We start from the raw sequence: 21,842 nt of genomic DNA, 5'->3' as shown, positions 1-21,842 counted from the left end.
TCATAAAAATTTATTTTTTATAAAATTCAAGCTTTTTACTAAGTCCTAAAGCATTGTTAGTAAATTTAAGCCAAAAAAGCTCTAAAGCATAAATTTTTGCACTTTTATCAAATTTAGCAAAGAGAAACTTAGAAAAATAAATTTTCATTTGCTCCTTGCTTGCCATTTTAAACTCGGCCTTAGCTTGCACACCTTTTAAAAAAGCTATTTTACTTTCTTTGGCTATATTAAGTGCTATACTTGAATTTTCACTGGCTAATCTTATATGCTTAGTATCTTCATGCGAAGCGATAATAAAAGCTAAATTCTTCTCATCAAAAGCATAAAAAGCACTAGCTGTATAAACACCTTTTTCATCAATCATAGCCCAAGATAAAAGCTGCTCATTTTTTATAAATTCTAAAATTCTTTCATCCATATTGTAAAAATTATACTAAAATATTTTTAAAAATAACCGATTTCTAATTTAAACTATAAATATAAGGGGAAGAAATGCAAATTGATGCTAGCAAAAACCAAAGTTTTTCGATGGATTATACAACAAAAAGTGGCAAACATTTAGCCTTATCTATGTATGACAATCAAAGCGTGAGTTATGCAAATAATGAAGAAGGTAAAACTCTTAATCTTAAGCGTCAGTATGGCTTTAGCTTTACTTTTGAAGGCTCTAAGCTCACACAAAATGATCTTGATGAGATTAAAAATGCTATGAAAGAAGTTGAACCTATGTTCAAAGACTTTTTAGCAAATTCTAAAGTCGGAGAGTTAAAGCCAAAAGAAATTATAGAATCAGCTATGCAAATGGCAAATGTTCTACCAACACCAAATGATGAAAACCATCAAAATGCTATTATGAATAATTTTACAAATAAACTCAGTGATTTACTAAAACAAAATCAAACAGATGATAAAGATATCAATGCTTCCATGCTTGAAGATAGCAAAAAACTTCTTGATGAAGTTTTAGAACAAATGAAAAAACAACTTGAAAAACAGCAAGAAAAAGCCAAGGAAAATCAAGATAAGACAGATGATAGTTTAAATCTTTACGCTTAAATCATATAATATTAAAAATTATCAAGGAGTTTTTAAATGACAAATATCGAAATTTTAGAAAATATGCTCAAACTCCAACAAAAACTCAACGATGAAACAAACGGCTTAAATTGGGAAAATGGCTACACCAAAGAAGGAAAACTGATCAGTTGGAGACGCTGTATTTATATGGAATGTGCAGAACTTATAGACTCTTTTGCATGGAAACATTGGAAAAACATTTCAAATCCGACAAATTGGGAAAATGTGCGTATAGAGATTGTCGATATTTGGCATTTTATTTTAAGTCTTTTACTTGAAGAGTATCGCGATAAAAACAATAAAGATTTCAAAGCTATAGCCACAGAAGTTAATGCTGTAAGCGTGTTTCAAGATTTTTGCAAAGAAGAAGAATACCCTAATGAGGGTGATATTTATGGCATTTTAAATGATATAGAGCTTATTATCCATAAATGCAGTGGTTTTGGATTTAATCTTGGAGAATTACTTTCAACCTATTTTACTCTAGCTATTAAATGTGGGCTAAATCTTGAAATTCTTTATAAGACCTACATAGGTAAAAATGTTTTAAATATTTTTAGACAAAACAATGGTTACAAAGATGGTAGCTATAAAAAAACTTGGAATGGCAAAGAAGACAATGAAGTTTTAGCTCAAATTTTAGAACAAGAGCTTGATTTTGATACTATTTATAAAAAACTAGAAGAATGCTACAAAAAGGCATAATTTGGATATTTTAAAACTTGCAATCAAAGATTTTTTAAGTCTTAAATTTTTAAAATTTGCCTTAATTCCTTTGATTTTTAGCCTTATACTGATGCTTTTTTTAGGAGTACTTGGCTTTTCGGCCTTGCTTGATTATTTTAATTCTTTATTTAGCGTTGGAGAAGATTCGTTTTGGGCGTGGTTTTATGCTCTTCATTTTGTACAAATTTTAATCACCATCATAAGTTTTTTATTTTCAGGTTTTATTGTTGTTTTTGCTTCGGTTTTTTTAGCCCTTTTTATCACTTCTTTTCTTACTCCTTTTATCGCTAAAGAAATCAACCAAAAATATTACCATTATGATAATACAAACGAAGTTTCAACCTTAAAAACTATCTTTGAAATTTTTAAAATATTTATAAAATTTATAGGGATTTTATTGCTTTGCACCTTGGCTTTATTTTTACCTTTTATAAATATTTTTGTATATTATCTTGCTTTTTATTATCTCTTTCACAAACTTTTAATGATTGATGTTACAAGCACGATTTTAGACAAAGAAAGTTTTAAAAATTTTCATTCTGATTTTTCGCCTTTAGAGTTTAAATTTAGCACTCTTTGTTTTTATCTACTCTCATCAGTACCACTTTTAGGACTTTTTTTGCAAGTATTTTTTGTGATTTTTCTCACACATTTAAGCTATCAAAGAATTTTAAAACTAAAAGCTAAGGCTTGAAATATCGATTTTGTGATTGTATAAATAAGCTCTTAAAAGTCTTGGAATTTTAGCTATTCTACACTCTTCTTTGAAATTTTTAGGTAATTTTTGACAAGTTTCATACTCAAAAACAATAGCTTGTTCGTTTTTATATGCAAGTGCTATTTTACCGCCTAAAACACAATCGCCCTTTAAAAGCTCTTTTCTTTGTGCCGTGCTTAAAAGCAAACCTTTCATTTTCACCGCTCTAGCAATCAAGCTTTCATTTTTAGGGCAAATAAGAAGTCCTTGAATTTCTTTGATATTTTCAAAATCATAAAGTTTTTTCCTGTCTTCATCAAGATAAGAAAAACTTCTTTTTAAACCCTGATGAAATTCACTCACAAAGGCATTAGAGAAATTTTTTCTTATATAATTTCTAAAATATTTTTCATTTTCATTACTTTCATCATGGAAATAAAAAATATCTTTTTCTTTTAAAAAAGATGAAATTTCATCTTTACTTATAAAGAGTAAAGGGCGTAAAAGTGTATAATTTGAGCGTTTTTCACATTCTTGCATACCTAAAATTTCAGCCAAACCTGCGCCTCGTGAAAGTTGCATCAAAAACCATTCAAATTGATCGTTTAAATGATGGGCTAAGATAAGATGATCATAATCTTGCTCAAGACAAATTTTTTCAAAAAAATCATAGCGAAAATCTCTGGCTTTTTTTTCAAAGTTACTTTGAAATTTAGGAGCGTGTTTTATGAAAATTTTTTTATGAAATTTTAAAGCAAGTTCTTTGGCTTTTAACTCTTCTAAATCACTATTTTTTCTAGTTTTGTAATTTATCATCACAAGATCAAAGTCGATCTTTTCTTGCATTAAAAGATAAAAAAGCACACTAGAATCACTTCCATAAGAAAAAGCGAGTAAATTTTTACCCCTTTTTAAAAGGGCTAAAATTTCATCTTTAATTTGCATCTACTTTTCTTAAAGCCTTAGCAAGGAGTTTTTTATCAAGGTTTTGTAAAATTTCACATTCATAAATTTGCCCCATTTCCAAATTTCCACATTCGCTTTCATTAATAAGAATTTCCCCATCAATCTCTCTATCCCATCTTAAATCTTTAGCTGCGATAAAAAACTCTCCCTCGCTACTTTCTCCTGTGCAAACTACTAAACGCTTTTGCCCTACTTCTTTTTCAAAACTTTTTTCTATCACTTCATCAACAATTTTTTCTATGATTTTAAGCCTTTTATTGATCACTTTAAAAGGCACTTGCTCCATATCAAAAGCGGCTGTATCTTCTTCCTTAGAATACGCAAAAACACTCACCCTATCAAAACCAAAGTCTTTAACAAACTCACAAAGCTCTTCAAAATCTGCCTCACTTTCACCTGGATGCCCTACGATAAAGCCCGTGCGTAAAAAGCTATTTGGCGCACTTTTCATTAAATTTAGCATTTCTTTAAGTCTTGTGCTATTTGCCCCACGCTTCATGATTTTAAGCATATTATCACTTATGTGCTGCAAAGGCATATCAAAATAATTTACAAAAATTTCAGAAGCTATAATGCGTTTGATCAAAGCTTCACTCGCGCTCGTAGGATAAAGATATAAAATTCTAGCCGCTCTTATGCCTTTGATTTTTTCCACCTCATCGATTAAGCGTATAAGCCCATCTTTTTCACCCTTATCAAACAAATAAGAACTCGTATCTTGTGCAATAAAAGAAAAGTCCTTATAACCTCTAGCTACCAAATCTTTAAGCTCAGCTATAATGCTACTTATCTCGCGAGATTTTAACTTGCCTTTAAAACTTGGGATAGCACAAAAAGAGCATTTTTGATTACAACCTTCGGCGATTTTTATAAAAGCATGGGAATTTGAACCTGTGATAATACGTTTAGAATTTTCACTTTGCAAATAAGTCGAATTTGAAAATAAATTTGTTTTTTTAAGTATCATTTCATCGATTCTTTCATAATCACCCACACCTGTGAAAAGATCAACCTCAGGAAGTTCTTTCATAAGTTCTTCGCGGTAACGCTGCATCAAACAACCCGTAACCACCAAAAGAGAATCTTTTTTTCTTTGTTCGTGCAAATCCAAAATCGCATTAATACTTTCTTTTTTTGCACTATCGATAAAACCACAAGTATTTACGATTATAACATCAGCTTTGCTTGGTTCATCGCAAAGTTCATAAGCACTAAGGCGCCCTAGCATGATCTCACTATCGACTAAATTTTTATTACAACCTAAAGACATAAGATAAAGTTTTGACATTTTTTTCCTATATTAAAGTTTTCTTTTGATATAATTTTTGACTTTAAAAATATAATTATAGCAAAGAAATTTTATGGATAATTACGAATTTAGCGAACTTTTAAAAACTTTAAAAAACAAAGTCGGCAACATAGCCTCCATCATCAAGCCTGAAAATATCCAAACAAGGCTTAAAGAAATCGAAGAGCTTGAAAATTCTCCTTCTTTTTGGAGTGATGTTAAACAAGCAGGAATCATAGGTAAAGAAAAAACTAAAATCACCAATCTACTTAAAAACTATGAAAATGCTTTTAATGCTCTAAATGACGCAAGCGAACTTTTCGATCTGGCCAATAGCGAAAACGATACAGAAACACTTGAAGCTTTATTTAATGACGCACCAAAACTTGAAGATACCATCACAAGTCTTGAAATTTCCATGCTTTTAAGCGGGGAAAATGATGGTAAAAATGCCATTGTTTCCATTCACCCAGGTGCAGGTGGAACGGAAAGTAATGACTGGGCAAGCATACTTTATAGAATGTATTTAAGATTTTGTGAAAGAGAAGGTTTTAAAGTCGAAACTTTAGACTTTCAAGAAGGCGAAGAAGCAGGACTTAAAGATGTGAGCTTTTTAGTTAAAGGAGAAAATGCTTATGGTTATTTAAAAGCTGAAAATGGTATCCATCGTTTGGTAAGAACTTCTCCTTTTGATAGTGCAGGACGCCGTCATACAAGCTTTTCAAGTGTTATGGTAAGCCCTGAACTTGATGATGATATAGAAATTGAAATCGAAGAAAAAGACATAAGAATAGATTATTACAGAGCAAGCGGTGCAGGCGGACAACATGTCAATAAAACAGAATCAGCTGTGAGAATCACACATTTTCCAACCGGCATAGTCGTACAATGCCAAAATGACAGAAGTCAGCACAAAAACAAAGCCACCGCTTTTAAAATGCTAAAATCTCGCCTTTATGAACTTGAACTCATGAAACAACAAGATAGTGCTAATACTGGAGAAAAAAGCGAGATAGGTTGGGGGCATCAAATCCGTTCTTATGTGCTTTTCCCTTATCAGCAAGTCAAAGACAATCGCAGCGGAGAAGCTTTTTCTCAAGTGGATAATATCCTTGATGGGGATATCAAAAAAATGATAGAAGGCGTTTTAATTGCCTTAAAAGCGGAGTAACAGCTTAAAAATAAGTAATTTCTGCAAAATGTCGGTATAAAAAGAATTAGAAAGATAGCGGGATTTTCCCGCTTGTTTTATTATCTTGCATAAAACCTAAGAGCATCATTCACAGAACAATAAACTCTTTTCTTAAAATCTTTATCGCAATAAACACTCACAACTTTATAGTCTTTTTATCGTTTGGATTTAATAAGAAAACATAGTTTGAGTATGGAGTTTATCTATTTCTAAATCACGCTTCATTTCTTTAATTTTGCCTTCTGGATTGTTAATATCACTAATTGTTCTGACTGAAGTATAATCATAAAGTTTATGATTTGGATATTTTTTCATAATCTCTTGATTACCTAAATCAAACATAGCTTGATCGTTGCCATTGTTTTTTTACTCGACTAAATCGCCATCGCCACAACCTATAATCAAAGTCATAGCTCCTAAAGCCAAAGCACTTGTTAAAATCTTTTTCATTATTTTTGCTCCTAGTTTTAAAATTAAATTAATATAACTATACCTAAATTTAAAATTTAAATATCATTTTTGCAATAAATTCTAAAGTAAAAATCACGTAAAAATTTAACTCATAATTATTTCACTCAAACAAATTTTTATGCAAAATTTCTTCTAAAACTACAGTAGCATAAGAGCCTTTTTGCAAGAAAAACTCTATACAAAAATGAGCTTTTTCTTCATCATAACGCCATTTTAACTCTTCTAAATATCCCCACATAAAGCGTCTTGAACCTTGCATTTTAGCCTTAAACTCCAAAGTATCTTTAAAAATTTCATTTTCTAAATTTAAGGCCAAACCTTCTCCTGTTTCATAAGCCTTAGCACCGATTAAAAGCCCCATGGCGCTTACATCTCTTGCCTTAAAACGCCCAAGCTCAGCACTTAAATCCTCGCATAAAAAACACTTTCCAAAAGGATAATGCCCTAAAACCTCACCTTTTAAAAGCTTAAAAAATTGTTCTTGTTTTTTAAGTTCCTTAGCTTCTTCTTTAGAAATTTTATAAATTTGGATCAATTCTTTTTCGCTAAAATCATTTGCAAAATGTGATAACTCCACTCTTTTACTCAAATAGCGATTAAAAAGCTCACTTTGAAAAGCTGAAATTAAAAACTCTTTCATTTTTACATTTTTCATTTTTTTGCCACGCAAAATTTCAAGCCCTTCTTTATAATTATCCCCAAATTTTCCAAAACGCTGATAACCAAAATAATTCGTAAAACCTTGCTTATCCAAATTCATCAAAGCTTGTTCTAGTTTTAAAGCATCGCTTGGTAAAACTTTTTTTAAGCGTATGAAAAAAGTATTTCCTTTTAAATGCCCTATTCTTAGCTTGTTTTCATGGATAAAAATTTCTAAAATTTTAAGTTTAGGATGAGAAAAATTTGACAAAAAACTCTCAAATTTTTTAGGCATAGAAAGGTATTGAAAGGTTGATCCTTGCTTATCTTTAAGCCCTGCATAACCAAAATCTCTTATTTTAACCCCGCTTGTTTCACTTAAAATTTTTAAAGCTTCATTTGTGGTTAAATCTTTTTTATTGATATGCAAAATAAGATGTTCACCCTTACCGCTAAATTCATACAAAGGCCTTTCACGCACTACAAAATCATCGCTATTTTTACTAAAATACGCATTAATAGGACTGTGTTTTAAACTATACAAAGGCTTAAAAATGGTGTTCTCTTCCTCTAAATTCATATTTTCCTTTCACTGCTTTTCCAAAGATATTTAATTTCACGCCGTATTTTTTGGCTATTGTTTTTATATTTTGACGCTCTTTTTCATCAAAAGCAAACAAAATTTCATATTCTTCTCCGCTATAAAGCGTATAATCATCAAGTTTTTTAAACCAAGAAATACCGCATTTATTTAAGGCTAGAAGTCTTGATAAATCCTTGCTTAAACCATCTGAAATATCCATAGCACAAGAAATTAAAGGTGCGATTTCATAAAAAAAACTAGCTCTTAATTTTGGCTTTATAAATACATGGTTTGGTTTTAAAGTGCCCCCATTTTGTAAAATTTCAAGCCCTTTTAAACTTCGTCCTAATTTTCCCGTATAAGCAAGTAAATGCCCCTTTTTTAAACCTTTTCTAAAAACAGCTTTATCGTTAATCTTTGAAATGATAGTAAGACTAATGTCTATTTTATCATTGCTTATAGTATCACCGCCTATGATTTTTATATTAAATTTCCTAGCTGTTTTTAAAAAACCTTTTTGCAAGGCTTTGATCTCATTTTCGCTTAAATTTTTTGGTAAAGCAAGTCCTAAAAGTGCGTATTTTGGTACAGCATTCATTGAAATAGCATCTGAGATATTAACAAGCATTGCTTTTGTAGCAATTTGCTCTAAGCTAAACCACTCTCTTTTAAAATGCACATTTTCAAAAAACAAATCCTTACTAAAACACCAATCATCAATAATAGCTCCATCATCGCCATTTTTTTCATTTAAAAAAGCTTTGATAATAAAATCTTCTTTGTTCATAATGCGTGATTTTATAAAATTTCCTTTTAAATTCTAGTGAATTTTAGAATAATTTTATATAATATAAAAATATTTAAGGAAAAACCATGAAAAAATTAGAATTAAGAATTTTTAGATTTGATAAAACCAAGGATTATGAGGCTTATTATAAACCTTATATTTATGATAATTATGAAAATTTTGCAAGTTTTTATGATTTGCTTTTGCAAGTTCAAGATGATGATATTTATTTTGATTTTGATAAAGATGAAGATACTTACATAGTTGTAAATAAGCAAATCATACCACTTTTTACACCTTTAGAAAAAATAGCAAAAGAATTTGATTTTAGTCTTTGTATCGAGCCTTTAAGCACAAAAAGAGCCATTAAAGATCTTATCATCGATAAAAATGATTTTTTAGACAAATACAAATATCTTGAAAAATTTGGTGATGAAGAGGATAAAAAACTTTATGCAAAATATGATTATTTATATTATGCAAGTGAAATTTTAGACTATCTTCCTGAATATATGGGCGATGGAGTGTTTTATTTGGCTTCAAAAATGATAGAAAAATATCCTGAAAAAAAGATAGAAATTTTAAAAACTCTAGCAGATAAAGAAAAGGGTATTTTTTATCATCTTGAAAGCAAAAATGAAATTTTAGAAACAACGATCAAAAACCTACAAAATGAAATTTTAAATTTAGGGCTTTTTGATAAAAATATTTTACACTTTGATTTACCTAAAACCAATGCTTTTGATAATGAGATCAAAGAACTTAAAGAAATTAAACATAATTTTAAAGATTTCAATATAGCTTTTTATGGTTTTAATGCTTGCGATACTTTAAAATCCAAACTTAAGGCTAAATTTATTTCCTATGAAAACAGTATAAAAAATAATGGCTTTAGCTTGCTTAATCTAAATCCTACGCTAAGCTATAAAATAGCCGCAGATATTGTTTTGGACGCTTATGATAGCGGGGCTGATTTTATGGTAGTAAAAGAAGAAAAAGATTTTTATCTTTTTGATACTTGTGCTAAAAAACTTATGCAAACAAGTGGAAGGGAATTTGAAGACTTTTATATTTTGAGCCGTTTTGAGTTTTTAGCCCTTATCGAAGGCATACAAGCTCCATCATTAAAAAATCACACTTTAAAGGTTAGTTTGATATGAAAATCTCTTTAGAATGCAAAGATCTCATCATAGAAAAAACTTTAGAACTTTTTTTAAAAGATCATTTGGTAATGAAAAAAAATTGTGATTTCATCATTAGCGATGAAAAAATTTATACCGCAAAACCCTTATTTATCATCTCTAAAAACTCTCCATTTTTAAGCATACCATTTAGCAAAGAAGCCTTGTTTGAGTCTTTAAATGAATTTGATAATGCCTTAAAAGCAGCAGCTTTGCAACTTGCACTTGAACAAAAAAGACTGCTTGAAGAAAAAATTGACGCTATTGCTTTGGAATTTAAAAAAGATTATGAAAATAAAATCGATCTTGCCATAAAAGATCTTAAAAACAAACTCGTAAAAGCACTTAATGATGAATGATGAATTTATAAGCGTTAAAGACTTTTTTAATCACAATGAAAAAAGAAAAAAATTTCTTCAAAAACAAGAAATTAAACCTCTTAAAGAAAAAACAAAAAAAACTAAAGAAACAAAGCTTTATACAAATATAGAAAGTGGTAAATACAAAGGGAAAAAACTACTTTTACCTAGTTTTACAACAACAAGAAGTACTAAAAGCATAGTCAAAAGTTGTGTTTTTAATGTAATAAGAGAAAATTTAAGAAGTAAAATTTTCATTGAAGCCTTTGGAGGAAGTGCTTTAATGGCGGCTGAAGCACTAAGTAATCATGCTTTAAAAGCTTATGCTATAGAACTTGATGTAAAAGCTTATAAAATTGCTTTAGAAAATGCTAAAAATATAGATCCAAATTTAGAAGTGATCCATGCAAATACTTTTGAAATTTTACCTAAACTCATAGAAAATTCAAAAAATGAAATCATCTTATATCTTGACCCACCTTTTGATACCAGAGAAGGTTTTAGCGATATTTATGAAAAAATTTATCATTTTTTAGAAAATTTAGATTTAAAGACTTTAAATTTAATCATTTTTGAACACCACTCAACCATAAAAACTCCCGAAAAAATCCAAAATTTTCAAAAAGTCAAAGAAAAGAAATTTGGATCAACTAGCTTAAGCTTTTACGCTTCTTAACTTACTTGGAACACTTCTTGCTTGATCTATCATCAACAATAGATTAAAGGAAGAATCCATGAGAGTTTTAACGATATTTTTACTCTTTATGACAAGCATTTTTGCAGTGCAAATCAAGGATGTAGCAAACACTGTAGGTGTAAGAGATAACCAACTTATAGGTTATGGACTTGTTGTAGGGCTTAATGGAAGCGGCGATGGGACAAGCTCTAAATTTACACTACAATCCATCTCAAACCTTTTGCAAGGTATGAATATCAAAGTAGATCCTAACGATATCAAATCAAAAAATACCGCAGCTGTTATGGTTACAGCCAAACTTCCGGCCTTTGCAAAAAGCGGAGATAAACTTGATATTACCGTTTCATCTATGGGTGATGCAAAATCTTTACAAGGCGGAACACTTTTACTGACTGCACTTCGTGGGATTGATGGTGAAATTTATGCTATAGCACAAGGCTCTATCTCAACAGGAGGTTTAACACCTAGACCAGGAGGAGCAGGTTCTCACTCAACTGCTGCAACCGTAATGGGCGGAGCTAATGTAGAAAGAGAAATTCCACAAAATTTTAGTCAAAACAGTGATCTAACCTTAAGTTTAAAAGTAGCGGACTTTAAAACCGCAAATGATATAGAAAGAGTTTTAAATACTGTCTTTGGCGAAGAAGTAGCTAAAGCTATCGACTCTCGCACAGTAAAACTCAAAAAACCTGAAGATCTTTCAAATGTTGATTTTATGGCAAGAGTTTTAGAACAAGATATAGCTTATAAACCACAAAGCAAAGTTATCATCGATGAAAGAACAGGAACAGTGATTGCTGGAGTTGATGTAGAGGTAGAACCTGTTTTAATCACTCATAAAGATATCACCATAAAAATAGATCCAAACAATAACGCAGTAGCTAATCAAAATGAAATCGATATGAAAGATGGTGGTTTTGTAGATCCAAGTTCAAATACCTTAAGAATCAACAATGCAAAAAGCACAGTTGCGAATATAGCTAGAATGCTTAACAAACTTGGAGCAACCCCAAATGACATTATCGCTATTATGGAAAATTTAAAGCGCGCAGGTGCAATTAACGCGGATTTGGAGATCATCTAATGAAAGTGGATAATTTTTTAAATACTTATAGTATGAATAGCGCTTTACTTGATCGTGCAGCCAAAGCAAGAAGCTTAGAATCAAGTATTAAAATAAATGATAATGATATAGTTACAAAAACCAAAGAAGATGAAGCCTTAAAAGAACAAACAGATGCTTTTGAAGCATTTTTTTTAAAGCAAGTTTTAGATGTATCTTTAAAAAGTCAAAATTCACTCTTTGGAAAAGATGCCAGTGATGAAATATACTCTTCCATGTATAACGATACTATGAGTAAAGCTTTAAGTGGAGGTATGGGTTTTTCAAAATTATTATACGATTTTTTAAAAGAAAGGGGTTAAGTTTTTTAAATTTGGGTCGATATGGTTTGTAGAGGATTATAACTAAGATCAAGGAGGCAGAAATGATCAATCCTATACAACAAAGTTATGTGGCAAATACCACATTAAATACAAATAGAATAGATAAAGAAACTAAAACAAACGATACTCAAAAAACGGAAAATGATAAAGCGAGTAAAATCGCAGAGCAGATTAAAAACGGTACTTATAAAATCGATACAAAAGCTACGGCTGCTGCAATTGCTGACTCTTTAATCTAAAACTTTCATTCTCCTTTTTTTGAGAGAGAAAAGGAGAAAATATGCTTAAACAAAGACTTGATGAAGTAAATGCTATCTTAGCAAAACTTATTGCTTTAACCGAAGAAGATATAGAAAATATCAAAGTGGCTAAACATGAGAGTGTAACGCCAAGTGTAGAAGAAAAAAACAAACTTATTGCCGAATTTATTACAGCTAAAAAACAACTTGATGTTGCCTTGGTTGAGCTAAATAATAGCTCTACAAAAGGGCTTAGTGAACTCTTAGATGATGAAGATAAACAAAAACTAGATCTACTTAAAAAAAATCTTCAAAACCTTCATAGTAAAAACAAAGAGTATGCTAAATTTGTTCTTATTGTCAAAGATTTTCTTGATGGCTTAGTAAATAAAATGTTTGATATCAATGATGGAACAAATAATGCTTATGGAGATAAAAAGACAAATCCAGAGTCAATTTTCAAGATCAATGTATAAGGATTTATAATGGGTATTTTTGGAACATTATACACAGGTGTTACAGGCTTAAAGGCAAGCGAAGTTCAAATCGCAACAACTGGAAATAATATCTCAAATGCTAATGCAACTTTTTATACACGCCAAAGAGTGGTGCAAACTACAAATGGATATATTACAACAGGTGGAGTTCAAGTAGGCACAGGAACTGCTGTAGAAAGTATAGTGCGTTTGCATGATGAGTATTCTTACTATAAATTAAAAGGTGCATCTACTCAACTAGAATATACTAAATATATGGCTTCCACTTTACAAGAAATTGCGCAGCGTTTTCCCGACTTACAAAATACTGGAATTTTGCAAGATTTAGAAAATTATAACAAAGCTTGGAATGATTTTGCATCTAACCCCAACGAAAATGCCACAAAAATAGCCCTTGTAAAAGCTTCTCAGACCTTAACAGAAAGCGTTAATAACACTTTTGCAACCTTAGATAAAATCCAAAAAAAAGTAAATGATGATATTAAAAATACAGTTGATGAAATTAATAGAATTGGCGAAGAAATTGCTACTATAAATAAACAAATTTATGGACAAGAAGCCTTACCAACAGAACACGCAAATGAACTTAGGGATAGAAGAGATGAACTTGAGCTTACTCTTTCAAAGCTAGTTAGTGCAGTTGCAAGCAAAAATGAAATCAATCAAGACAATCGCCTTGATACAACCATCACTGATCCAGGACATCAATACAATCTAAGTATAGAAGGTTTTAGTATAGTAGATGGAATAAATTTTCATCCTTTAAAGCTTGATTATGATGATAAAAATAAATCTTATAGCATTTATTATGAAACTCCTGATGAAAAAGTTCGCGATCTTACTGCAAAAATTAGCGGTGGACAGCTTGGTGCTCAACTTGACTTACGCGGTAGAAACTATAGCAAAAGCGAAGGAAAATATGAAGATGGAATTATCCAAGGTTATATGGATTCTTTAGATACTTTTGCTAAGACCATGATCAATGAAACTAACAATCTTTATGCAAGTTCTGCGAAAAGTTCTGTTACTTCTGATTATCTATCTGGGCTTAAGGGAGATATTCCTTTAGTTAATTACGACAGAACCATACAACCAGGAAGTTTTGATATAGTCATTTATGATGATAAAGGCGATAAAAAACTCACCAAAACCATCACCATAGATGTAAATACAACCATGAATGATATCATGCGTCAAATCAATGCTAATACAGATGATAATAACAATAAAAATTCAAACGATGATGTTGATGATCATATCAATGCAAGTTTTAGCTACGATGCAAAAACTGGAGATGGTTTATTTCAAATCAATGCAAAATCAGGTTTTAAGGTAGCCATTGAAGATAAGGGCACAAATTTCGCAGGTGCGTTTAGTATAGGTGGTTTTTTCAGCGGAACTGATGCAAGTAATATGAAAGTAAAAGATTCCATCTTAAATGATCCAAGCACAGTAAGAGCAAGTTTAAGTGGGGTTGATAGTGGCAATGACATGGCAAATAAAATCATCCAACTTCAATATGAAAAAGTTAATTTTTATAATGAAGATGGCACTATCGATAATCTTACCATGGAAGAATATTACCGCAAACTTACAGGTAAAATAGCCTCAGATGGTGAAAATAACAATGTCGTCAATTCAAGCAATGAAACTCTTTATAATTCTGTTTATAGCGAGTACCAATCTAAAAGTGGCGTAAATACAAATGAAGAATTAGCCGCCCTTATACAATATCAATCAAGTTACGGTGCAGCAGCAAAAATCGTCTCAACCGTAGATCAAATGCTTGATACCTTACTAGGGCTTAAATCTTAAGCTCTAGTAATATCAAATGAAAAATTTTATCCATCTTAAAGCTAAGCTCGATTTTTTAGCCAATCAAAAAAATACCAATCATTCCCTTTTTGAAACTCCAGATCCTTTGCAAATTGCTAAAATTCACAATGATGAATTTATTGCCTTAATTTGTGCTTTATTTGCCTATGGAAATGCTAAAAATATAGTAAATTTTCTAAAGAAACTTGATTTTTCTTTATTAAACCTTCAAGAAAAACAAATAAAAAAAGAACTTAAAAATTTAAAATACCGCTTCCAAAATGAAAAAGATATACAAGAAATTTTTATCACTCTTTCAAGGCTGAAAAATGAAATTTCACTCTACGAACTTTTTTATCAAGCCTATCAAGAAAGAGAAAATACCACAGATGCCATCTTAGCTTTTATGCAAAAAATCAAAACCTTAAATTCATATTCAAGTTATGGATATGATTTTTTCTTTGGAAAAATTTGGCAAAACACCCCTACTTCACCTCTTAAACGCTATAATATGTATCTAAGATGGATGGTTAGAAAAGATGAACTTGATCTTGGACTTTTTACCAAAATTCACACCAAAGATCTTTTAATTCCACTTGATACACATGCACATAAAATTTCCTTGACTTTAGGACTTCTAAAGCGTAAAATATATGATTATAAAAGTGTTTTAGAACTCACACAAAATTTAAAAAAATTAGATGCAAATGATCCCATAAAATATGACTTTGCACTCTATCGTTTAGGGCAAAGTAAGGAAATTGACAAATTTAAGGAGTGAAGAATGGGTTTTGAGCACTTAAATACGATTTATTATTTCATACTTTTTTTTGTAGCTCTTTTTGCTGGTTTTATAGATTCTATTGTAGGTGGAGGAGGGCTTATTACTCTACCAGCACTCATAGCCTGTGGAATTCCTGCGCATTTATCCTTAACAACAAACAAACTCCAAAGCGTCTTTGGTTCTTTTACGGCTACTTTAACTTATTTTAAATCCACCACTCTACCTCATCTTGCTTGGGGTGTTTTTTTCACAGCCTTAGGAGCAGCTATAGGAAGTTATAGTGTTCTTTTTGTAAAAGATGAGCAATTAAAGCTTATTATCTTAATCTTTTTAACTCTTACCTTCTTATATACAGCCTTACGTCCCAACTTAGGCAAACACGAAAGCGAACCTAAAATAAAAAATATCAAAATTTTTCATTTAATTTGTGGCTTAACTTTAGGATTTTATGATGGATTTTTAGGGCCTGGAACGGGTTCATTTTGGATTTTTGCTTGTGTGATGCTACTAGGTTTTAATATGAGAAAAGCGAGCATTAATACTAAAATTTTAAATTTCACAAGTAACATCATTGCTCTTGCTATATTTTTATGGCAATATGAACTTTTATGGGCTGTAGGTTTGCTTATGGGTGTAGGACAAGTTTTAGGAGCTTATTTGGGTTCAAAACTTGTGTTAAAAACTAATGGAAAGTTTATAAAAACTTTATTTTTAATCGTTGTAGGAGCTACTATTATTAAAGTAGCTTGGGATTATTTTAGTTAAAATTGACCCCTGAGCTAAGCTCCCACATAGGTAAAAATATACCTAAAGCCAAAAACAAAACTAAAAGCGCTACAAATAAAGTCATCATAGGCTCTAAAAAAATCAAAAATCTATCCATCAAATTTTCACTTTTTTGTTGATAATATTTGGCAATTTCTTCACTTAATACTTCAAGTCTTCCACTTTTCATCGCAACGCTAAGCATAGAAAATACCAAAGAATCAAAAATATCAATCTTTTTAAAAGCCTGACTTAACTCAAGACCAGAATTTATAAAACTAAAAAGTTTTTTATACTGAAAAATTAAAAATTTATTTTCAAGCCCTATAATAGCTAAATCAAAAGCTTTAGATATTGAAATTCCATTTTTTAAAAGCAAAGAAAAAACCATAAAAAAATAATAATTTTGATTATAAATAATCAAACGAGAAATCAAAGGTATTTTTAAAAATAAAAAATCGCAAGAAAAAGCAAAAGAATGAAAATTTTTATAAGCTAAAATAAGCATAACATTAAAAATAACAAACAAAAATATGCAAAAAATTCCATAGTCATCTAAAAAATTATAAATTTCTAACATTGCATGCGTGATAAAAGGCAAACTCACGCCTAAATTTTCAAATAAATCTTTAAAATTAGGCACTACAAAAAGCATTAAAAACAAAAATGCTCCGATAATACTTAAAAAAACCAAAGTAGGATATCTAAAAGCCTTTTTTAATTGTTTTTGACTCTCTAAGCTTTTTTCTCGAAGTTTAGAAATTTGACTAAACACTTCACTGATTTTTCCTGTCTTTTCAGCCGTTTTAATCAAAGCTAACTCCGCACGATTTAATCCAAAATTAGCATTTTCAAAAGCTTGATTTAGATTTTGGGCTAAAATTAAATTGTCTAATATTTTTTTCATAATCTTACAAGAGTGCATAAGATATAATTCTCTAATCGCTTCTTGAACACTTAACCCAACTTCACACAACAAAGCTAGCTCTTTAAAAAAGAGTATAAAATTTTCATCTTTTAATCTCTGAAAATTAGATTTTTGAATTTCTTTTATATCAATGATTTTCCAATTCTTTGATAAGGCTTTTGCTTGTGCTGTATTTAAATTTTCAGCCTTTATAGTTTTTGTATAATTTTGATTGTTTTTAAGAAATTCCACTTCATAAAATTTCATCTTACAACCCTTAAAAGCTCATCTATACTTGTAAGACCTTCTTTGGCTTTTTTTAAACCTTGTTCAAACATAGTTTGAAAGCCATATTTTTTTGCAAGCTCCATTAAAATCGTTTTATCTTGATTTTCCCTAATTGCACAAGATAAATCTTCATTGATCTCTAAGCACTCAGCGATTAATTCTCTGCCAAAAAATCCACTATGATGACAACGCTCACATCCTTTTGGTTCAAAAAATTCACCTTCAAATTCAATATAATGTTTTTTGCTTTTTTGCTTACACCAAGGACAAAGTTTTCTAACCAAACGCTGTGCTATAACAAGACTCAAAGCCGATGCTATCAAGTAACTTTTTGCTTGCATATCCAAAAGCCTATCAATGGTACTAAAAGCATCATTAGTATGCAAGGTGCTTAAAAGCAAATGACCTGTTAAAGAAGCTTTAAGTGCAATATCTAAACTTTCTTCATCGCGAATTTCTCCTATCATGATAATATCAGGATCTTGCCTTAAAATTGCTCTTAAAACACTATTAAACTCGACTCCAACTTTTGAATTAAGCAAAATTTGCTGCACTAAAGGAATTTTATATTCTATAGGATCTTCTGCGGAGATAATCTTTTTTTCAATACTTTTCAACTCATTTAAACACGCGTATAAAGTTGTGCTTTTACCACTACCTGTAGGACCGGTTAATAAAATCATTCCATTGGGACGATGTAAAATCTTTTTTAAAATTTTTAAATTTTTATCTCCAAGATTTAGTTTATGCAAATCCAAAATTTCTTTATCATGTTTTAAAATTCTTATAACAACACTTTCGCCATAAATCAAAGGCAAACATGAAACACGAAAATCATATCTTTCATTTTCAAAATCTAATTCAAAACTTCCATCTTGCGTTTTTCTTGATTCAGCTAAATTCAAACAAGCTAAAAATTTGACATGAAAAACCAAAGCTTCATAAATATCCTTCTCAAAAATAGCAAATTCACGCAAAATTCCATCAACCCTAAACCTAATCAAAGCATCATCATTCCTTGCTTCTATATGAATATCACTCGCATGAAAAGATAAAATTTCATGTAATAAAAAATCAAAAATTTGACTGATGCAACTTTGATCATCTCTTTTGTGATTTTCTTGCCATTCAAGTCTAAGCTTAATGCTTAATCTTTTAATCTCCTCTTGAATGCGAATTTGATTTAAAATTTTAGCTATCTTTAATTCATCGGCAATTGCAGTGTCGATTTTTTCACAAATCATAAAAGTCTTAACTTGCTCTAAAAGCTCTAAAGAACAAGGTTTGGATCTAATAATCATAAAGCCGTCATTGTTTTTAATAAGCAGAAATTTAAATTTTAAAAGTAAAGAAAAAGGTATACCTTCATAAATAAAATCATTATCTTCATCTAAATCAACAAAATGCAAATTACAAAAATTTGCTAATTTTTTAAAAAAATCCCAAGAAGTGATATTAAATTTAGTGCAAATTTCATCAAGACTTATTTCATTATCAATATAAGCTTGAAAAATTTTATCCATTCTACTTTCCATCTAATTCCATTAAACCATAATAATTTATATAAGCATCTAAAGCACTTTGAGCTTCTTTTTCTTCGCCTAAAGCTCTTTTAGCCTGAGCAAAAATCAGCCAAGAATCTTGTTTTTGCTTGTCAAGTTCATTGGCTTTTAAAGCCCAAAATATTGTCTTTTGATAAGCTTTAATATCAAAATACTTCTTAGCTAAATTTAATGCCTTTTCATAGCTTGGATTTTGATAAAAAGATTTTTTTAAATCAGAAATATTTAAAATTTTAGAATCAATTTCTATCTTGCTAATATGTGTATTTTCCTGCACCACTTTAACTTCTTCTAGTTCTTTATATAACTTTTCCCTAGAAATCTTATTTTTTTCTTGTAAAATTTGCGCTTGAAGAATCTTTTGCTCCAAATGCTTTTTATGTTCAATAGCTTGCAAATAAATATTTTTTTGCTTATTATATTTTTGCATTAGCACAAAAAAACAAAATGCTATTACTGATATTAGAATAATTAATAATAAATATTTTAAATATTTTTTAAGTAAAAAGTATTTATACCTAAGCTCAAGCTCTTTAATTCTTTCTTGCATATCTTACCTTAATAAGCCATTCTCTAAAGCACTAAGCTTTAAAATATACTCTTGACTTTTGTTTTTATCAAAAAAACTATTTATCTCATAAAAACTTTTTAAAGTTTTATCAATATATCTTAAATTTCCTTGAGAAATTTTTTGTAAAAACTTAAGACATTTATTTGAAAAATTCATTCCGAATTTCAATTTAATATAATCATCAAGTTCTAAAAGACTAATATTTTTCAATTTAAAACAAGCACTTAAACGACTTTTAAAATGCTCTTTTTTAAGTATATTTAACTTTTTATGAGAACTTAAAACAAAACTTATAGAATCACTATAAATCCTGATGCTTTCTAGCATTGCGTAATCATACATTCCCACTTCATCAAGAATGATTAAACTCTGACCTTGTGAAATCAAAAACTCAATTTTTTCTTTTAAGAAACTCTGATCTTTAAAATTTTCATTAATAAAATCAACATTATATTTTTTTGCCAATCTTTGCAACAATACACTTTTACCACTACCACTTTTTCCCCATAAAAAAATAAAAGCTTTTTGGCTTTCTAAAATTTGATTGATTTGATGAAAAATTTCTTCTCTAAATGGAATAATTTTACTCATAATGCTTAAATCCTAGATCTTTAAGACTTGGAGCATTTACACTATCTACTATACTTGGAGTGATAATAAAAACAATTTCAGTTGCTTTAGAATTTAAAACTTCTCCTTTAAACAAAGAACCTAGGATTGGAATTTTTGATAGAAAATTGATAGAATTTTTCTCATTAGATTTATCGTGAGAAATCAATCCACCTAAAATTAAAGTTTGATTATTCTCTACTTGCACAACACTAGAAAGCTTTTTTTGTATGGTATCAGGAGCAATAGTTCTTGGTTCTTTTTGTCGTTTATTATCTTCTGGATACTTAAAATCACTTAAGCTTGGATTAATCCTGAGCATTATTTTTCCATCATCAGAAATTTCAGGCAAGATATTGAGTAAAATGCCTACAAAAATAGAATAATTGTTATAACTTTCACTAACAGTAGTCCCATTTTCAGTGCCTTTAGAACTTTCTTTAACTTGATAATTTATAGTATCACCTACAGAAATAATGGCTTGTTGGTTATTTAAAGCCATAAGCTTTGGATTAGAAAGCACGCTAGTTTTTCCATTTTGAGAAAGAAAGTTAATAATAGAATCAAAATTTAAATTCGCCCTTAAACCCAAATTCTTAACAAAACCTTGCCCATTTTGAAACTGAATAAAAGAATTTTCATTATTTACTTGCGAATTTAAACCTATATTAAAATTTTGCCAATTAATCCCACTAGAATGGTTTTCATTTAAACTCACAGCAAGTATGCTAACATCGATAATAACTTGTTTTTTAAGACGATTTTCTAGTTTTTGCAAATAATTTTTCACACTTTTTAACTGAGAATTTGTTCCAGTTACTATAATAAGACCTGCATTGGGATTTATAATGGGAGTTTTAGCCTCATAATCTTCATGAGAATTTTTTAATAATACAATAATCTCTTTTTCTATATTTTGCCAAAAATCAAATTTTTCCATACTTTTAATCATATTGTCTTCTGCGTCATCAAAACTACCGCTATATTCACTTTGCCTTGGTTTAGCGTCTACAGACGCTTTAGTTATGCTTTGTCCTTCTCTGATAGAAGTGATATAACTTATCTTAAAAATCTTCGTATTAATGCCTGAAATTCTTAAAATTTTACCATCAAAATCATAGCTAAGATCATGCTCTTTGATAAAAAAATTAAAAATTTCGTCTAAACTCATTTGATGAATATTGACAGAGTTTTGCAATATTTCTAATTTTTCTTTGGCAATTTTATCTTTAACAATAATACTAAAAGAACAATATTTTGCAAGCTCATCAAGACTTTCTTGTATGCTTAATTTTTCATTAATACTGATATCAAAAAGACGCTTTTGACAATCTAAAGCATAAAGATAATGGCAAAAAAGAATGTTAATTAATATTAATCTTATCATTTTTATTTATTTGGATTGCAATTTCTAAATTATCATATTGGAATTTAATCTCTTTAGTATTTATTTCATATATTATAGCATCATCAATCATATCACCTTTTTTATACCATCGATCATAAATTTTTACTTTATCAAGCATAATTGCAGTAATTTTAATATGTCTTAATTTTTCAAAAGTAGGATTCACAAATGGGTTTTGAAGAGTATTAAAATTTATACGATTTTCTTTATCTATAAGTTTAAAATACTCTTCAAAATTATCTTGTGCAAACAAAGTGCTAAAACACAATGTAGCACTAAAAATATATT

At 29.6% G+C, this 21,842-nt stretch carries 25 protein-coding genes and 1 pseudogene; 14 read left to right on the top strand and 12 right to left on the bottom strand.

What is annotated here, in order from left to right; translation table 11 throughout:
• Positions 1–10: 10 nt before the first annotated feature.
• Entirely contained in the window at positions 11–418 is a 408-nt protein-coding gene (locus tag AJ889_RS05125) for a hypothetical protein (protein WP_002934753.1), read from the bottom strand.
• Between the two features lie 74 nt (positions 419–492).
• Between AJ889_RS05125 and ciaI the strand changes: the two genes are divergently transcribed.
• From ciaI to AJ889_RS05110, 3 genes are read left to right on the top strand one after another with little or no spacing between them, the layout of a single operon-like run.
• Positions 493–1,056, top strand: coding sequence for an intracellular survival protein CiaI (gene ciaI, locus AJ889_RS05120; protein ID WP_002934754.1), 564 nt, complete (start codon positions 493–495; stop codon positions 1,054–1,056).
• 36 nt (positions 1,057–1,092) lie between these two features.
• A complete protein-coding gene (gene dut / locus AJ889_RS05115; protein WP_002876056.1) occupies positions 1,093–1,782 on the top strand; it encodes a dUTPase in 690 nt (229 codons plus the stop codon).
• A 1-nt stretch (position 1,783) separates the two neighbouring features.
• Positions 1,784–2,497, top strand: a complete 714-nt coding sequence (locus AJ889_RS05110) for an EI24 domain-containing protein (protein ID WP_002819467.1) — start codon at positions 1,784–1,786, stop codon at positions 2,495–2,497.
• Here AJ889_RS05110 and tilS read toward each other — a convergent pair.
• Together tilS and rimO are read right to left on the bottom strand one after the other, a co-directional pair.
• Positions 2,480–3,445 (bottom strand): tRNA lysidine(34) synthetase TilS, encoded by a 966-nt coding sequence (gene tilS / locus AJ889_RS05105; protein WP_032584547.1) that lies wholly within the window; start codon positions 3,443–3,445, stop codon positions 2,480–2,482. The genes AJ889_RS05110 and tilS overlap by 18 nt on opposite strands.
• The gene (gene rimO / locus AJ889_RS05100; protein WP_002858853.1) at positions 3,435–4,754 is read right to left on the bottom strand and encodes a 30S ribosomal protein S12 methylthiotransferase RimO; all 1,320 of its coding nucleotides are present in this window, start codon (positions 4,752–4,754) and stop codon (positions 3,435–3,437) included. The genes tilS and rimO overlap by 11 nt, the downstream gene beginning before the upstream one ends.
• 73 nt (positions 4,755–4,827) lie before the next feature.
• On the opposite strand from rimO, the gene prfB reads away from it, so the two are divergent.
• Positions 4,828–5,925, top strand: coding sequence for a peptide chain release factor 2 (gene prfB, locus AJ889_RS05095; protein WP_002851475.1), 1,098 nt, complete (start codon positions 4,828–4,830; stop codon positions 5,923–5,925).
• Between the two features lie 157 nt (positions 5,926–6,082).
• Here the strand turns inward: prfB and AJ889_RS05090 are convergent.
• The 3 genes and pseudogenes from AJ889_RS05090 to AJ889_RS05080 all read right to left on the bottom strand — a co-directional run bounded on the left by AJ889_RS05090 (position 6,083) and on the right by AJ889_RS05080 (position 8,426).
• Positions 6,083–6,396: pseudogene (locus tag AJ889_RS05090) on the bottom strand (hypothetical protein).
• A gap of 121 nt (positions 6,397–6,517) precedes the next feature.
• Positions 6,518–7,636, bottom strand: coding sequence for a tRNA pseudouridine(13) synthase TruD (truD, locus tag AJ889_RS05085; protein ID WP_002876055.1), 1,119 nt, complete (start codon positions 7,634–7,636; stop codon positions 6,518–6,520).
• Complete coding sequence (locus AJ889_RS05080; RefSeq protein WP_002876054.1) at positions 7,605–8,426, bottom strand: thiamine-phosphate kinase; 822 nt, start codon at positions 8,424–8,426, stop codon at positions 7,605–7,607. Before AJ889_RS05080 ends, truD begins: the two co-directional genes overlap by 32 nt.
• Before the next feature lie 86 nt (positions 8,427–8,512).
• On the opposite strand from AJ889_RS05080, the gene AJ889_RS05075 reads away from it, so the two are divergent.
• The 10 genes from AJ889_RS05075 to AJ889_RS05030 all read left to right on the top strand — a co-directional run bounded on the left by AJ889_RS05075 (position 8,513) and on the right by AJ889_RS05030 (position 16,209).
• A complete protein-coding gene (locus AJ889_RS05075; protein WP_002872345.1) occupies positions 8,513–9,586 on the top strand; it encodes a DUF5644 domain-containing protein in 1,074 nt (357 codons plus the stop codon).
• On the top strand, positions 9,583–9,966 hold the full coding sequence (locus tag AJ889_RS05070) for a hypothetical protein (RefSeq protein WP_002858858.1): 384 nt from the start codon (positions 9,583–9,585) through the stop codon (positions 9,964–9,966). Before AJ889_RS05075 ends, AJ889_RS05070 begins: the two co-directional genes overlap by 4 nt.
• Positions 9,959–10,642: a 16S rRNA (guanine(966)-N(2))-methyltransferase RsmD gene (rsmD, locus tag AJ889_RS05065; protein ID WP_032584549.1), complete on the top strand. Its 684-nt coding sequence runs from the start codon at positions 9,959–9,961 to the stop codon at positions 10,640–10,642. The genes AJ889_RS05070 and rsmD overlap by 8 nt, the downstream gene beginning before the upstream one ends.
• Positions 10,643–10,700: 58 nt before the next feature.
• Positions 10,701–11,747, top strand: coding sequence for a flagellar basal body P-ring protein FlgI (locus AJ889_RS05060; protein WP_002869192.1), 1,047 nt, complete (start codon positions 10,701–10,703; stop codon positions 11,745–11,747).
• Positions 11,747–12,088, top strand: a complete 342-nt coding sequence (locus tag AJ889_RS05055) for a hypothetical protein (protein ID WP_002869194.1) — start codon at positions 11,747–11,749, stop codon at positions 12,086–12,088. Before AJ889_RS05060 ends, AJ889_RS05055 begins: the two co-directional genes overlap by 1 nt.
• Before the next feature lie 62 nt (positions 12,089–12,150).
• Positions 12,151–12,348, top strand: a complete 198-nt coding sequence (gene flgM, locus AJ889_RS05050; RefSeq protein WP_002792053.1) for a flagellar biosynthesis anti-sigma factor FlgM — start codon at positions 12,151–12,153, stop codon at positions 12,346–12,348.
• Positions 12,349–12,389: 41 nt separating this feature from the next.
• Positions 12,390–12,824 carry a flagellar protein FlgN gene (locus tag AJ889_RS05045; RefSeq protein WP_002779263.1) on the top strand — a complete coding sequence of 145 codons (435 nt, stop codon included), beginning with the start codon at positions 12,390–12,392 and terminating at the stop codon, positions 12,822–12,824.
• Between the two features lie 9 nt (positions 12,825–12,833).
• Positions 12,834–14,660, top strand: coding sequence for a flagellar hook-associated protein FlgK (flgK, locus tag AJ889_RS05040; RefSeq protein WP_002860346.1), 1,827 nt, complete (start codon positions 12,834–12,836; stop codon positions 14,658–14,660).
• A 16-nt stretch (positions 14,661–14,676) separates the two neighbouring features.
• Positions 14,677–15,441, top strand: coding sequence for a TIGR02757 family protein (locus AJ889_RS05035; RefSeq protein WP_002851318.1), 765 nt, complete (start codon positions 14,677–14,679; stop codon positions 15,439–15,441).
• Positions 15,442–15,444: 3 nt separating this feature from the next.
• Positions 15,445–16,209 (top strand): TSUP family transporter, encoded by a 765-nt coding sequence (locus tag AJ889_RS05030; RefSeq protein ID WP_002860344.1) that lies wholly within the window; start codon positions 15,445–15,447, stop codon positions 16,207–16,209.
• On the opposite strand, the gene AJ889_RS05025 is transcribed toward AJ889_RS05030, so the two are convergent.
• Genes AJ889_RS05025 through AJ889_RS05000 form a run of 6 tightly spaced genes read right to left on the bottom strand, consistent with a single transcriptional unit; the run spans position 16,202 to position 21,822 of the window.
• Complete coding sequence (locus AJ889_RS05025) at positions 16,202–17,383, bottom strand: type II secretion system F family protein (protein WP_032584551.1); 1,182 nt, start codon at positions 17,381–17,383, stop codon at positions 16,202–16,204. The two genes, AJ889_RS05030 and AJ889_RS05025, sit on opposite strands and share 8 nt — an antisense overlap.
• Positions 17,380–18,939 (bottom strand): GspE/PulE family protein, encoded by a 1,560-nt coding sequence (locus AJ889_RS05020; protein WP_032597243.1) that lies wholly within the window; start codon positions 18,937–18,939, stop codon positions 17,380–17,382. The genes AJ889_RS05025 and AJ889_RS05020 overlap by 4 nt, the downstream gene beginning before the upstream one ends.
• Positions 18,929–19,516: a hypothetical protein gene (locus tag AJ889_RS05015; protein ID WP_002934760.1), complete on the bottom strand. Its 588-nt coding sequence runs from the start codon at positions 19,514–19,516 to the stop codon at positions 18,929–18,931. The genes AJ889_RS05020 and AJ889_RS05015 overlap by 11 nt, the downstream gene beginning before the upstream one ends.
• 3 nt (positions 19,517–19,519) lie before the next feature.
• The gene (locus AJ889_RS05010; protein WP_002851464.1) at positions 19,520–20,128 is read right to left on the bottom strand and encodes an ATP-binding protein; all 609 of its coding nucleotides are present in this window, start codon (positions 20,126–20,128) and stop codon (positions 19,520–19,522) included.
• Entirely contained in the window at positions 20,121–21,533 is a 1,413-nt protein-coding gene (gene mshL, locus AJ889_RS05005; RefSeq protein ID WP_002856543.1) for a pilus (MSHA type) biogenesis protein MshL, read from the bottom strand. The genes AJ889_RS05010 and mshL overlap by 8 nt, the downstream gene beginning before the upstream one ends.
• A complete protein-coding gene (locus AJ889_RS05000; protein ID WP_002855438.1) occupies positions 21,511–21,822 on the bottom strand; it encodes a hypothetical protein in 312 nt (103 codons plus the stop codon). The genes mshL and AJ889_RS05000 overlap by 23 nt, the downstream gene beginning before the upstream one ends.
• Positions 21,823–21,842: the final 20 nt, after the last annotated feature.

Origin of the sequence: Campylobacter sp. BCW_6468, assembly GCF_001762865.1 — a bacterium.
In the GTDB taxonomy this organism is placed as follows: domain Bacteria; phylum Campylobacterota; class Campylobacteria; order Campylobacterales; family Campylobacteraceae; genus Campylobacter_D; species Campylobacter_D jejuni.
Note: the sequence above shows the minus strand (reverse complement) of the source record. Positions and strands in the feature narration are given on the sequence as shown.

Bases quoted from the DNA above. Each gene is read 5' to 3' on its own strand.
- rsmD (WP_032584549.1), top strand. From the start codon at position 9,959: ATGAATGATGAATTTATAAGCGTTAAAGACTTTTTTAATCACAATGAA.
- AJ889_RS05030 (WP_002860344.1), top strand. From the start codon at position 15,445: ATGGGTTTTGAGCACTTAAATACGATTTATTATTTCATACTTTTTTTT.
- AJ889_RS05035 (WP_002851318.1), top strand. From the start codon at position 14,677: ATGAAAAATTTTATCCATCTTAAAGCTAAGCTCGATTTTTTAGCCAAT.
- prfB (WP_002851475.1), top strand. From the start codon at position 4,828: ATGGATAATTACGAATTTAGCGAACTTTTAAAAACTTTAAAAAACAAA.
- AJ889_RS05020 (WP_032597243.1), bottom strand. From the start codon at position 18,939: ATGGAAAGTAGAATGGATAAAATTTTTCAAGCTTATATTGATAATGAA.
- flgK (WP_002860346.1), top strand. From the start codon at position 12,834: ATGGGTATTTTTGGAACATTATACACAGGTGTTACAGGCTTAAAGGCA.
- dut (WP_002876056.1), top strand. From the start codon at position 1,093: ATGACAAATATCGAAATTTTAGAAAATATGCTCAAACTCCAACAAAAA.
- AJ889_RS05080 (WP_002876054.1), bottom strand. From the start codon at position 8,426: ATGAACAAAGAAGATTTTATTATCAAAGCTTTTTTAAATGAAAAAAAT.
- AJ889_RS05070 (WP_002858858.1), top strand. From the start codon at position 9,583: ATGAAAATCTCTTTAGAATGCAAAGATCTCATCATAGAAAAAACTTTA.
- AJ889_RS05025 (WP_032584551.1), bottom strand. From the start codon at position 17,383: ATGAAATTTTATGAAGTGGAATTTCTTAAAAACAATCAAAATTATACA.
- AJ889_RS05010 (WP_002851464.1), bottom strand. From the start codon at position 20,128: ATGAGTAAAATTATTCCATTTAGAGAAGAAATTTTTCATCAAATCAAT.
- AJ889_RS05125 (WP_002934753.1), bottom strand. From the start codon at position 418: ATGGATGAAAGAATTTTAGAATTTATAAAAAATGAGCAGCTTTTATCT.
- AJ889_RS05015 (WP_002934760.1), bottom strand. From the start codon at position 19,516: ATGCAAGAAAGAATTAAAGAGCTTGAGCTTAGGTATAAATACTTTTTA.
- ciaI (WP_002934754.1), top strand. From the start codon at position 493: ATGCAAATTGATGCTAGCAAAAACCAAAGTTTTTCGATGGATTATACA.
- rimO (WP_002858853.1), bottom strand. From the start codon at position 4,754: ATGTCAAAACTTTATCTTATGTCTTTAGGTTGTAATAAAAATTTAGTC.
- truD (WP_002876055.1), bottom strand. From the start codon at position 7,636: ATGAATTTAGAGGAAGAGAACACCATTTTTAAGCCTTTGTATAGTTTA.
- AJ889_RS05060 (WP_002869192.1), top strand. From the start codon at position 10,701: ATGAGAGTTTTAACGATATTTTTACTCTTTATGACAAGCATTTTTGCA.
- flgM (WP_002792053.1), top strand. From the start codon at position 12,151: ATGATCAATCCTATACAACAAAGTTATGTGGCAAATACCACATTAAAT.
- tilS (WP_032584547.1), bottom strand. From the start codon at position 3,445: ATGCAAATTAAAGATGAAATTTTAGCCCTTTTAAAAAGGGGTAAAAAT.
- AJ889_RS05045 (WP_002779263.1), top strand. From the start codon at position 12,390: ATGCTTAAACAAAGACTTGATGAAGTAAATGCTATCTTAGCAAAACTT.
- AJ889_RS05055 (WP_002869194.1), top strand. From the start codon at position 11,747: ATGAAAGTGGATAATTTTTTAAATACTTATAGTATGAATAGCGCTTTA.
- mshL (WP_002856543.1), bottom strand. From the start codon at position 21,533: ATGATAAGATTAATATTAATTAACATTCTTTTTTGCCATTATCTTTAT.
- AJ889_RS05075 (WP_002872345.1), top strand. From the start codon at position 8,513: ATGAAAAAATTAGAATTAAGAATTTTTAGATTTGATAAAACCAAGGAT.